This is a genomic window from Endothiovibrio diazotrophicus, assembly GCF_054657215.1.
In genome coordinates this window covers 24,381-36,158 of record NZ_BAAHXB010000055.1, presented here as the reverse complement: position 1 = coordinate 36,158, position 11,778 = coordinate 24,381, and the positions used below count along the sequence as shown (strand labels likewise).

The following is an 11,778-nucleotide window of genomic DNA, read 5'->3' as shown; positions in this document are numbered from 1 at the left end:
GCCTAGGGGCCGCTCCTACAGGGAACGTCGTAGCGATGCAAACCATTTCAAAAATTCGAGAGGGGTGGGCCATGGGCCGGTTGGGATTGAATACGATGCGGTGGCTGGGCGTGACGCTGCTGGCGCTGGCGGTGGGTGGCTGCGGATTCCAACTGCGCGGGTCGGCGGAGCTGCCGGCATCGCTCCAGCCGCTCTATCTGGCCGGCTACCAGCATAGCGAGGTGGTCCGCGAGCTGCGCCGCACTCTGAAGACCAATGGCGTGATCGTCAGCGACACCCTGGAGGGGGCGCGGGCCGGACTGATGATCCTGGAGGACAACACCGACCGACGGGTGCTCTCGGTGGATACCGGCGGCGACGCCCAGGAGTACGAACTCACCTATCTGTTGAGCTTCTCCGTGGTGGACGCCACCGGCCAGGAGCGGCTGCCACGGCAGCGGATCGTCGTCCAGCGCGACTACCTCTACGACGCCACCGGCGTACTCGGGAAACAGGTGGAGGAGGAGCAACTGCGCAAGGAGATGGTCCGCGACGCCGTCCACCAGCTCCTGCGCCGCCTCTCCACCGCCCGGTGAAGCTGATGAAGATTTCAACGCAAAGGCGCAAAGACGCAAAGGACGCCAAGACAAGACCGGCGTTCCTTCCCTTTGCGCCTTTGCGCCTTTGCGTTGGAAACTCTTTTCTATGAGGTTGAAGCCGGAGCAACTGGCGAGTCATCTGCGCAGCGGCGCGGCGCCGATCTATCTGGTCAGTGGCGACGAGCCGCTGCAGGTGGCCGAGTGCTGTGACGCGATCCGCGTCCGCGCCCGCGCCGAGGGTGCGGAGGAGCGGGAGGTATTCCACGCCGAGACCGGCTTCGACTGGAACGCCTTGACCCACGCCGCCGGCAGCCTCTCCTTGTTCGCCTCGAAGCGGCTGATGGAGCTGCGCATCCCCTCCGGCAAGCCGGGCAAGGAGGGGGGCAAGGCGCTTCAGGAGTACGCCGCCCGCCCACCTGAGGACGTGCTGCTGCTGATCACCCTGCCGCGCCTCGACGCCGCCGCCCAAAAAGCGGCCTGGGTGAAGGCGCTGGAGGGCGCCGGGGTGCTGATCCAGGTGTGGCCGGTGGAGCCGCGCCAGCTGCCGGGGTGGATCGCCCACCGCATGCGCGGCAAGGGGCTCTCCGCCGACGAGGAGGCGGTGGCGCTGCTCGCCGAGCGGGTGGAGGGCAACCTGCTGGCCGCCGCCCAGGAGATCGACAAGCTGTTCCTGCTCCACGGCGAGGGCCGGGTGGGCGCCGCCGAGGTGGCCGAATCGGTGGCCGACAGCGCCCGCTTCGATTCGTTCGGGCTGGTAGACTGCCTGCTGGAGGGCAACGCCGCCCGCGCCATGCGCATGATCGGCGGCCTGCGCGCCGAGGGGGAGGATGCGCTGCACCTGCTCGGCACCCTGGTGTGGGCGCTGCGCGGACTGGCGGAGATCAGCGCCGAGACGCGCAGCGGGCGCAGTCTGGACGCCGCCCTGGAGCGCCGCTACGCATGGAAGAAGCGCAAGGGGCTGATCCAGCGCGGCCTGCGCCGCCTCGGCGGCAACCGGCTGCACGCCCTGCTGCGCCACGCCGCGCGCATCGACCGGGTGTGCAAGGGGATGGCGCCGGGCGACGGCTGGGAGGAACTCACCCACCTCAGCCTCGCCATCGCCGGCGTCTCGCCGCTGGGCGGCCAACGAATCGTTCCCGGCCGGTGACGGGCGGGGGTAATTGAAGAATTGGACAGGATTTGCAGGATTAACAGGTTTTTCGGAGTGTTCGGGAACGCCGTAGGGTGGATAAGCGTAGCGCATCCACCACAGCGCCCGAAGATGGTGGATGCGCTACGCTTATCCACCCTACGTTCCGAGCATGACTCAGGAATCTGTTAATCCTGCAAATCCTGTCAATCCTGTCCATTTCTTAATTCTGTATTCCGAAGCTTTCGAAAAGGGTCAAACGATGGACATCAAAGCCTACATGACCGACCTTGGCGCCAAAGCGCGCCAGGCCTCGCGGGCCATCGGCCGGGCCGATACCGGCACCAAGAACGCAGCACTCCTGGCGATGGCCGAGGCGATCGAGCGCGATGAAGCCAAGCTGTTGGAGGCGAACGCCAAGGATATGGCCGCCGGTCGCGAGAGCGGTCTGGACGCCGCGCTGCTCGACCGCCTGGAGCTGAACCCCGAGCGGGTCGCCGGGATGGCCGAGGGGCTGCGCCAGGTCGCCGCCCTGCCCGACCCGGTGGGGGCGATCTCGGACCTCAACTTCCGCCCCTCCGGCATCCAGGTGGGCAAGATGCGGGTGCCGCTGGGCGTCATCGGCATCATCTACGAGTCGCGCCCCAACGTCACCGCCGATGCCGCCGCGCTCTGCCTGAAGAGCGGCAACGCGGCGATCCTGCGCGGCGGCTCCGAGGCGGCCCACTCCAACCAGGCGATCGCCGGCTGCATCCGCGAGGGGCTGGAGCGCGCGGGGCTACCCGGCGAGGTGGTGCAGGTGATCGAGACCACCGACCGCGCCGCGGTGGGCGAGCTGATCACCATGCCGCAGTACGTCGACGTGATCATCCCGCGCGGCGGCAAGGGGCTGATCGAGCGCATCTCGCGCGACGCCCGGGTGCCGGTGATCAAGCACCTGCACGGCATCTGCCACGTCTTCATCGACGACGAGGCCGATCCCAACAAGGCGATCGCGGTGGCGGTCAACGCCAAGATCCAGCGCCTCGGCACCTGCAACACCATGGAGACCCTGCTGGTCGACGCCGGCGTCGCCGACATGATCCTGCCCGAGCTGGCCAAGCTCTACGGCGAGCACGGGATCGAGCTGCGCGGCTGCGCCGAGACCCAGAAGCTCATCGAGTGCAAGGCGGCCAGCGAAGAGGACTGGGACACCGAATACCTGGACGCGATCCTCTCGATCCGGGTGGTGGCGGATATGGAGGCGGCGATGGACCACATCTTCCATCACGGCTCCGGCCATACCGAGTCGATCGTCACCGAGAACTTCACCAAGGCGCGCCGCTTCCTCCAGGAGGTGGACGCCAGTTCGGTGATGGTCAACGCCTCGACCCGCTTCGCCGACGGCTTCGAGTACGGCCTGGGGGCGGAGATCGGCATCTCCACCGACAAGTTCCACGTGCGCGGTCCGGTGGGTCTGGAGGGGCTGACCAGCCAGAAGTTCATCGTCCTCGGCGACGGCCACGTCCGTGGCTGACCGAAAAATGGGCGGAATGGAGCCTCGTCACAACGCCATTCAAGAGATGCCACGGAGCCACGAAGAGCACGGAGCTGGTTTCACCGGTCGCGCCGCAAACCGAGCGGTAACCCCGCGCGCCCAGGCGGTGGAACACCGTGAGTCTCCGTGATCTCCGTGACTCCGTGGCAAACTCTTCTTGTCTTCACCCAACCGCAGGTATGGCTGTGAAGCCGCTGGCCCTCTACGGCGGCACCTTCGACCCGATCCACCTCGGCCACCTGCGCACCGCGCTGGAGGTGGGCGAGGCGCTCGGCGGGGTGGAGGTGCGGCTGCTGCCGGCGGGCCGGCCGCCGCTGCGCGAGGGGACCGGGGCCAGCGTCGAGCAGCGCCGCCGGATGGTGGAGCTGGCCATCGAGGGGATCGACGGACTCGCCCTCGACGACCGGGAACTGCGACGCGAGGGCCCGTCCTACATGGTCGACACCCTCGCTGAACTGCGCACCGAGATCGGCGAGCGGCCACTCTGCCTGATCCTCGGCATGGACGCCTTCGCCGGCCTGGAGCGCTGGCACCGGTGGCCGCGACTGATCGAGCTGGCCCACCTGGTGGTGATGAGCCGTCCCGGCCACCGACCGCCGCTGGAGGGGCCGGTGGCCGGGCTGCTCGCCGAGCATCGGGTGGACCTCCACGAGGCGCTGGCACGCCACCCCGCCGGGGGCATCCTGGAGGTGGCGGTGAGCGGCCTGGAGATCTCCGCCAGCGCCATCCGCCGCCGCCTGCGCACCGGCCACGACATCCGCCTCCTGCTGCCGGAGGCGGTCCGAGCCTACATCATCGAACACGGCCTCTACCGCCACTGACGTCGAGGTATTTATCAACCCTGCGATTCAACATGAAGGGCGAGAAGGTGAACGGAGGACAAGAAGGGGTGGATCGCCCACGCTTCTCGTCCTTCGTTCACCTTCTTGCCCTTCGTGTTAAAAAGGGCCCTTGAATCAGAACTCCGAAGTCGGAGCCAGCCACCGAGCCTGAATAGAGAACATGCAACCCGAAGAGATCAAAGACCTCGCCGTCACCGCCCTGGAAGATTTGAAGGGGGTCGACATCAAGGTGCTCGACGTCCGCGGCAAGACCAGCATCGCCGATTTCATGATCCTCGCCAGCGGCACCTCCGATCGCCACGTCAAGTCGCTCGCCGACAACGTCTCGGTGGAGGCGAAGAAGGCGGGCGTACACCCCCTCGGCATGGAAGGAAGCGATGTCGGCGAGTGGGTGCTGGTGGACCTGCTGGATGTGATCGTCCACATCATGCAGCCGCGCATCCGCGACTTCTACGGCCTGGAGAAGCTGTGGTCGATGGATGGCGAAGAAGGTGAAAGGTGAAAGGTGAAAGGTGAAAGGTGAAAGGCTAAAGGCTAAAGGTCAAAGGGGCACCCCTTTAACCTTTGACCTTTTGCCTTTCACCTCAACAAGATGAAGATTCACTTGGTCGCGGTGGGGCAGAAGATGCCCGGATGGGTGGAAGAGGGCTACCGGGAGTACGCCCAGCGCCTGCCGCGGGAGTGCGCCCTGGAGTTGAAGGAGATCCCCCCCGGTCGTCGCGGCAAGGGGGCGGACATCCAGCGCGCCATCCGTGAGGAGGGGGAGCGGATGCTCGCCGCCCTGCCCAAGGAGGCCCTGGTCATCGCCCTCGACGAGCGGGGTCGGGAGCGGAGCACCGAACAGTTGGCCGATGAGCTCGGCGAATGGCTGCAAGGGGGGCGCGACGTGGTCCTGCTGGTGGGTGGCCCCGACGGGTTGGCCGCCGAGTGCAAGGGGCGGGCGGAACGCACCTGGGGACTGTCGAAACTCACCCTTCCCCACCCGCTGGTGCGGGTGGTGGTGGCCGAACAGATCTACCGCGCCTGGTCGCTGCTCAAGGGGCATCCCTATCACCGGGCCTAGTCTCATAGGGCGGCCCGTGGCCGCCGGACGTGTCGGACGGATCCGCGGCGCAGTGCCCCCTCCCAACTCCAATTACCTGGTAAGTTAATCATGCGTAGAGCATATGGGTTGTTGACAATAGGAATCTTGGCTTTTGTCACCGGATGCAATAAAGAAACGTGGAACGCATCGCTGGAGTTCGATCCAGAGAACATGTGTATCCACGCAAACCAGCTGTATTCCCTCGGAAGCCGAATCACGGTTCCCATGTACGATGTTGAATGCGTTCGAGGCAACCCCGTCTCCTACAAAATTGACGAAAACTCCCATGCCCGATGGATACCGATAGACAAGGCGTTTGCCCAAAGCAACAGATAGATCGTGCCAAACAAGACGTCTAAGAGGCGAGTTCCACCGAGTAGCGTAGTGGGCCCCTGCCCCCAAGTTCAAATCCGTACAGTCGATACTTGCCGATGCCCAATCCCATCATCCTCGCCTCCGCCTCCCCCCGACGATCGGAACTCCTGATCCAGCTGCGGGTTGCCCATGAGATCCTGGCGGCGGATATCGACGAGACGGTCCGCCCCGGCGAGGCGCCGGAGCTGTTCGTCGAGCGGATGGCGCGGGAGAAGGCGCTGGCGGTGCTGGAACGGCTGGGGCCGGGCGATCGCAGGCCGGTGCTCGGCGCCGACACCGCGCTGGAGCTGGACGGCGAGGTGCTCGGCAAGCCTCGCGACGAGGCGCACTTCCTGGCGATGTTCGCCCGCCTTTCGGGGCGCGAACACCGGGTGCTCTCGGCGGTGGCGCTTGTTGACCGGGAGCGGCGCGAGGCGCGACTCGACGTCAGCCACGTCACCTTCCGGCCGATCGACGAGGCCGAGGCGGTACGCTACTGGGCGAGCGGCGAGCCCGCCGACAAGGCGGGTGGCTACGCCATCCAGGGGCTCGCCGCCCAGTTCGTCGAGCGGCTGGCGGGGAGCTATTCGGGGGTGATGGGGCTGCCGCTGTTCGAGACCGCGCAACTGCTCAACGAGTTCGGCGTGGAGACCCTGTAAAAGAGAATATTTTTGCGCAAAGTTCGCGAAGGAAGACGCAAAGGGCGCAAAGTATCTTTCGGCGCGCACAATGACTCCCTGCGGACTCTGCGCATCAACCGATTTTCCATTTATTGCCGAGGTGATCGACGCGAAACAGACAACGGAAAACCAAGCGCGTAAAGCACTCTCCCCCTTTGCGCCCTTTGCGTCTTCCTTTGCGCCCTTTGCGTAGTCGATTTTCAAGATCCATGAGCGACGAGATACTGGTCAACGTTACCCCCCAGGAGACCCGCGTGGCGGTGGTCGAGAACGGGGTGTTGCAGGAGGTGTTCATCGAGCGGTCGCGCCGACGCGGCCTGGTGAGCAACATCTACAAGGGAAAAATCAGCCGGGTGCTGCCGGGGATGCAGGCCGCCTTCGTCGAGGTGGGGCTGGCGCGCACCGCCTTCCTCCACGCCTCCGACATCGCCCACAGCGGCCGCGAGGGGGAGCCCACCCCGACCATCAGTGACCTGGTCCACGAGGGCCAGGAGATCCTGGTGCAGGTGGTCAAAGACCCCCTCGGCAGCAAGGGTGCGCGGCTCACCACCCACGTCACCATCCCCTCGCGCTATCTGGTGATGATGCCCGACGACACCAGCGTCGGCGTCTCGCAGAAGATCGAGAGCGAGGCGGAGCGGCTGCGGCTGAAGGCGCTGATGGGCCAAATCACCAACGAACAGGGGGAGCACGGCTACATCGTGCGTACCGCCGCCGAAGGGGTGGACGAGGAGGCGCTGCGCGCCGACGCCGAGTTCCTGCGCCGGCTGTGGGCCACCATCCAGGAGCGCTCCCACAGCGCGAAGCCGGGCAGCGTGGTCTACGAGGACCTGCCGCTGGCGCTACGCGTGCTGCGCGACCTGGGCGGTTCCGGCGAGGTGGAGAAGGTGCGCATCGACTCGCGCGGCACCTACCGCAAGCTGGAGGGGTTCGCCCGCGACTTCATGCCGGAGATGATCTCCAAGCTGGAACACTACCCCGGCGGGCGGCCGCTGTTCGACCTCTACAACGTCGAGGACGAGATCGACAAGGCGCTGGAGCGCAAGGTACAGCTCAAGTCGGGGGGCTACCTGATCATCGACCAGACCGAGGCGATGACCACCATCGACGTCAACACCGGCGCCTTCGTCGGCGCGCGCAACCTCGAAGAGACCATCTTCAAGACCAACCTGGAGGCGGCCCAGGCGATCGCCCGCCAGCTGCGCCTGCGCAACCTCGGCGGGATCATCATCATCGACTTCATCGACATGCTCGAAGAGGAGCACAAGCGTCAGGTACTGCGCGCCCTGGAGCGCGGCATGGAGCGCGACCGGGCGAAGAGCCACATCTGCGAGGTCTCCTCCCTCGGCCTGGTGGAGATGACCCGCAAGCGCACCCGCGAGAGCCTGGAGCACGTGCTCTGCGAGGCCTGCCCCACCTGCGGCGGGCGCGGCTCGCTGAAGTCCGCGGAGACGGTCTGCTACGAGATCTTCCGCGAGATCCTGCGCGAGGCGCGCCAGTTCGCCGACGCGCGCAAGCTGCTGGTGCTCGCCTCCCAGGAGGTGGTCGATCTGCTGGTGGACGAGGAATCCAACAGCCTCGCCGAGCTGGAGGCCTTCGTCGGCAAGCCGATCCATTTCCAACCCGAGGCGCTCTACTCCCAGGAACACTACGACGTGGTGCTGATGTAAGTGCATCCGATCCGTTTCCTCCTCCGCCACCTGTGGGCCGCCTCGGCGCTGACCATCGTGGTGGTGGCGGTGACCACCTTCATCCTGCGCTTCGTGCTGCTGCCCCAGGCGGGCTACCTGCTGCCGCGGGTGGAACGGCTGGTCAGCGAGTACGCCGGCCGGCCGGTGCAGATCACCGGTTTCAGCATCGACTGGCTCGGCCGCGAACCGGTGCTCAGCCTGCAAGACCTCCAGGTCTATCCGAAGGGGGAGAACAAGGGGTCGGGCGATGCCCCGCAGCTGCAGCTCGGCAGCCTCTACGTCAGCCTCGACCCGTGGGCGCTGCTCACCGCCGGCGAGCTGCGCATCGGCCGCCTCTCCCTGGCCGGCATCCGTCTCGCCGTGCGGCGCGACGGCGAGGGGCGGATCCACGTCGAGGGATTCTCCGAAGGGAGCGGCGCGACAGGCGCGGAGAACCCCTCGATCCTCCCCTGGCTACTCGCCCAGCCCCGCCTCGCGCTCTATTCCAGCCAACTGGAGCTGCACGACGAGGCGAGCGGCCACACCCTGCGCTTCCGCGACGTCAACCTCGAATACGAAAACGACGATGGGCACCGCCAGATCGCCGGCGCCCTGCAGCTACCCGCCGAACTGGGCCACCAACTGCGTTTCGTCGCCCGCTTCCAGGGGGACCCGGGCGACCGCCGCAAGTGGCGCGGGGAACTCTACGTCAAGGGGCGCGCCCTGCAACTGGCCGCCGAGCCCGAGGGACTGCTGCCGGCCCGCCTCGGCGTGCGCGGCGGCGAGCTGGACCTGGAGCTGTGGAGCCACTGGGAGCGTGGCCGGCTCACCGCGGCCACCGCCGACCTGGAGACGCGGGGGGTGGAGAGCCACGGGGTGCGCCTCGACACCCTCGGTGGGCTGCTTAGCGCCCGGCGCAGCAGCGGCAGCTGGGAGGTCGACGGCGAACGGCTCCACCTGGGCCACGACGGACAGCAGTGGCGCAGCGACTACCTGACCCTGAAACTGGCCGACGGCGGCGGCCGGGCCAGCGCCCAGCGCCTCGATCTGGCCCCCCTCGGCGCACTGCTCCTGGCCAGCGGCCTGCTCCCCCCCGAGCAGCGGGAGATGCTGGAGGCGCTCCGCCCCGCCGGCCGGGTGGATGGGCTGGAGCTGGCCTGGGCGGGCGACGGGGCGTTCGCCGTGCGCGGCGACCTGCGCCACTGGAGCAACCGCCCCTGGCGCGAGTTCCCCGGCATCGACGGTCTCGACGCGCGCATCGACGGCCGGCGCGAGGCGGGAACCGTCGAACCCGCGGTGAGCGCCGGCGGTTCGCTCACCGTCACCCTGCCGAAGCTGTTCCGCGATCCGCTCACCCTCGACCACCTCGGCGGCACCCTCCGGTGGCGGAAAGAAGCGGAGTTCTGGCGTCTCACCACCCCGGTGCTGGTTGCCGACAACGCCGACCTCGCCACCGTCAGCCGCCTCGACATCCGCATCCCCGCCGACGGCGGCCTTCCCATCCTCGACCTGCAGACCGACTACCACGACGGCGACGGCACCCGGACCTCCCACTACCTGCCGGTGGGGATCATGCCGGACGAAACGGTCCAGTGGCTCGACCGGGCGATCGTCGGCGGGCACATCAGCCGCGGCTCCATGCTGTTCCGCGGCGACACCGGCGACTTCCCGTTCCACGGCAGCGAGGGGCGTTTCGAGGCGCGCTTCCAGGTGGAGGACGGGATCCTCGACTACCAGCCGGGGTGGCCCCGCCTCGAGGGGCTGCAGGCGGAGGTCGCCTTCGTCAACCAGGGCCTCCACGCCGAGGGGAGCAGCGGCCACATCCTCGGCGGCACCATCCACCGGGTGAGCGCCGACATCCCCGACGTCAACCACGCCACCATCACCATCGACGGCAACGCCGAGGCCCCCGCCAAGGACCTCCTCGCCCTGCTCCGCGAGACCTCGCTGCGCAAGGAGATCGGCAGCTATTTCGAAGGGATCGAGGCCACCGGCTCCCCCACCCTCGCCCTCGGGATCACCATCCCGCTGATCCCCGACGGCGGGGGCATCGCGGTGCAGGGGAAGGTCGGCTTCCGCGGGGGACAGCTCGACCTGCCGGGGGGCGAGCTCACCCTGCAGGGGATCGACGGCGAGGTCGACTTCGACAACGACGGCATCCACGCCCGCCAGGTGAGCGCCCGCTTCCGCGACACCCCCATCCGCGTCGATGCCACCCCACTGCCCAAGGGGGGCAGCCGGGTGACCGCCCGCGGTCGCTTCGGCGCCCGCGAGCTGCTCGAGCCTTACTCCCCCTTCGCCGCCGCGCGGATGAGCGGGCAGAGCGACTGGCAACTGGAGGTGGACATCCCCGGCCGCGCCGGCAGCCGCCAGGGGATGCGGGTGGGCACCCACCTCACCTCCGATCTCGCCGGCGTCGCCGTCGACCTGCCGCCGCCGCTGGCCAAGCCGGCCGGGGAACGCGCCCCGATGGAGGTCAGCGCCGCTTTCGGCAAGGGGGCGGGGGCCGCCCCGATCCGTTTCCGCTACGGTGACCGGCTGCGCGGAGAGATCCACCCCGGCGACGACCGCCGCGCCATCCTCACCCTCGGCGACGCTGCGCCACCGCCGCTGCCCGACCACGGCCTGGCGGTGACCGGCCGACTCGATGAGCTGGAGCTGGCCCCGTGGATCGGACTGTGGACCGGGCCCGGCGGCGACGCCGCAGAGGAGACTCCCGAACTGCGCCTCCTCGACCTCCAGGTGGGGCAACTGGTCGCCTTCGGCCACCTGTTCAACGAACAGCGGGTCACCGGCGGGCCGCAAACCGGGACGTGGCGGCTCCACCTGGAGGGGCCCGACGCCGCCGGCGAGCTGCACCTGCCGTCCTCCTGGGACCGTAGCCACACCGTCGAGGCCGACCTGGAACGGTTGACGTTGCGCCCCTACCCGCGGGGAGAGGACACCGGCGGCGAGGCAACCGCCCCCGTCGATCCGCGCGGCTGGCCGGCGCTCCACCTGCGCAGCGCCGCCTTCACCTACGACGGCCTGACGCTGGGCAGCCTGGACCTCGCCGCGGACCCGATCTACGACGGCCTCGAATTCCGCCGCATCGCCGTCGACTCCCCCCACACCCACCTGGAAGGACGCGGCGGCTGGGGCTGGAACGACGGTCATCCCGAGAGCTGGTTCAACAGCCGCATCGACAGCCGCAACCTGCAACAGACCCTCACCACCTTCGGCTACCCGCGCACCATCGCCGACGGCAACGGCACCGCCAGCCTCAACCTCAACTGGCCCGGCGACCCCGGCGCCTTCACCCTCGGCAGCCTCGAAGGGGAGCTGGACATCGATCTGAACGACCTGCGGATCCTCGAACTGGACCCCGGCGTCGGCCGCATCCTCGGCCTGCTGCGGCTCGACTTCGCCAACCTGTTCGGCGAGGGGATCGGCTTCGACGCGGTGGGCGGCCGGGCGCTGCTGAAGAACGGCGTCGCCGACATCGCCTCCCTGGAACTGGCCGGCGACGCGGCCGATCTGGCGGTGCTCGGCAGCGTCGATCTGCTCCAGCGACGCTACAACCTGCTGGTGGACCTCACCCCCCACCTCTCCTCCAGCCTGCCGATGGCCGGCGCCATCGCCGCCGCCAACCCCGTGGTGGGGGCGGCGATCTTCCTCGCCGACCGGCTGATGGACGGGGAGATCGACAAGGTCGCCACGCGCCACTACACGGTCACCGGCGGCTGGGATGACCCGCACCTCGAAAAGCTCACCCGCGAGGCCCGCGGCGACGCCGAAAAGGCGCTGCGCCGCCGCCTCGACCTCGCCGCGCCGCGGCCGTAGCCCGCGAGTTCAGCGGATACCCCAGCCATCGGAAAGAGCAGTGCTTTCGTTCGACACGGCGCCCACGGGGCGCCCTATAGGG

General features: G+C 68.2%; 9 protein-coding genes. All 9 read left to right on the top strand.

Annotation, left to right across the window (positions count from 1 at the left end; all coding sequences use genetic code 11):
- The first annotated feature begins 95 nt into the window (after nucleotides 1-95).
- The 9 genes from ACYQ2W_RS14340 (at nucleotide 96) to ACYQ2W_RS14300 (ending at nucleotide 11,696) form a co-directional block, all read left to right on the top strand.
- The gene (locus tag ACYQ2W_RS14340; protein WP_459868398.1) at nucleotides 96-575 is read left to right on the top strand and encodes an LPS-assembly lipoprotein LptE; all 480 of its coding nucleotides are present in this window, start codon (nucleotides 96-98) and stop codon (nucleotides 573-575) included.
- Nucleotides 576-684: 109 nt separating this feature from the next.
- Nucleotides 685-1,725, top strand: coding sequence for a DNA polymerase III subunit delta (gene holA / locus ACYQ2W_RS14335; RefSeq protein WP_459868395.1), 1,041 nt, complete (start codon nucleotides 685-687; stop codon nucleotides 1,723-1,725).
- Between the two features lie 244 nt (nucleotides 1,726-1,969).
- The gene (locus ACYQ2W_RS14330; protein WP_459868392.1) at nucleotides 1,970-3,223 is read left to right on the top strand and encodes a glutamate-5-semialdehyde dehydrogenase; all 1,254 of its coding nucleotides are present in this window, start codon (nucleotides 1,970-1,972) and stop codon (nucleotides 3,221-3,223) included.
- Between the two features lie 200 nt (nucleotides 3,224-3,423).
- Nucleotides 3,424-4,065 carry a nicotinate-nucleotide adenylyltransferase gene (gene nadD, locus ACYQ2W_RS14325; protein WP_459868389.1) on the top strand — a complete coding sequence of 214 codons (642 nt, stop codon included), beginning with the start codon at nucleotides 3,424-3,426 and terminating at the stop codon, nucleotides 4,063-4,065.
- Between the two features lie 181 nt (nucleotides 4,066-4,246).
- The gene (rsfS, locus tag ACYQ2W_RS14320; protein ID WP_459868386.1) at nucleotides 4,247-4,588 is read left to right on the top strand and encodes a ribosome silencing factor; all 342 of its coding nucleotides are present in this window, start codon (nucleotides 4,247-4,249) and stop codon (nucleotides 4,586-4,588) included.
- Nucleotides 4,589-4,678: 90 nt separating this feature from the next.
- On the top strand, nucleotides 4,679-5,149 hold the full coding sequence (gene rlmH / locus ACYQ2W_RS14315) for a 23S rRNA (pseudouridine(1915)-N(3))-methyltransferase RlmH (RefSeq protein WP_459868383.1): 471 nt from the start codon (nucleotides 4,679-4,681) through the stop codon (nucleotides 5,147-5,149).
- Nucleotides 5,150-5,601: 452 nt separating this feature from the next.
- Nucleotides 5,602-6,183, top strand: coding sequence for a Maf family protein (locus ACYQ2W_RS14310; RefSeq protein ID WP_459868380.1), 582 nt, complete (start codon nucleotides 5,602-5,604; stop codon nucleotides 6,181-6,183).
- 230 nt (nucleotides 6,184-6,413) lie between these two features.
- Nucleotides 6,414-7,874, top strand: coding sequence for a ribonuclease G (rng, locus tag ACYQ2W_RS14305; protein ID WP_459868377.1), 1,461 nt, complete (start codon nucleotides 6,414-6,416; stop codon nucleotides 7,872-7,874).
- Nucleotides 7,875-11,696 carry a YhdP family protein gene (locus tag ACYQ2W_RS14300; RefSeq protein ID WP_459868374.1) on the top strand — a complete coding sequence of 1,274 codons (3,822 nt, stop codon included), beginning with the start codon at nucleotides 7,875-7,877 and terminating at the stop codon, nucleotides 11,694-11,696.
- Nucleotides 11,697-11,778 lie beyond the last annotated feature (82 nt).

Bases quoted from the DNA above. Each gene is read 5' to 3' on its own strand.
- ACYQ2W_RS14340 (WP_459868398.1), top strand. From the start codon at position 96: ATGCGGTGGCTGGGCGTGACGCTGCTGGCGCTGGCGGTGGGTGGCTGC.
- ACYQ2W_RS14330 (WP_459868392.1), top strand. From the start codon at position 1,970: ATGGACATCAAAGCCTACATGACCGACCTTGGCGCCAAAGCGCGCCAG.
- nadD (WP_459868389.1), top strand. From the start codon at position 3,424: ATGGCTGTGAAGCCGCTGGCCCTCTACGGCGGCACCTTCGACCCGATC.
- rng (WP_459868377.1), top strand. From the start codon at position 6,414: ATGAGCGACGAGATACTGGTCAACGTTACCCCCCAGGAGACCCGCGTG.
- ACYQ2W_RS14310 (WP_459868380.1), top strand. From the start codon at position 5,602: ATGCCCAATCCCATCATCCTCGCCTCCGCCTCCCCCCGACGATCGGAA.
- holA (WP_459868395.1), top strand. From the start codon at position 685: ATGAGGTTGAAGCCGGAGCAACTGGCGAGTCATCTGCGCAGCGGCGCG.
- rlmH (WP_459868383.1), top strand. From the start codon at position 4,679: ATGAAGATTCACTTGGTCGCGGTGGGGCAGAAGATGCCCGGATGGGTG.
- rsfS (WP_459868386.1), top strand. From the start codon at position 4,247: ATGCAACCCGAAGAGATCAAAGACCTCGCCGTCACCGCCCTGGAAGAT.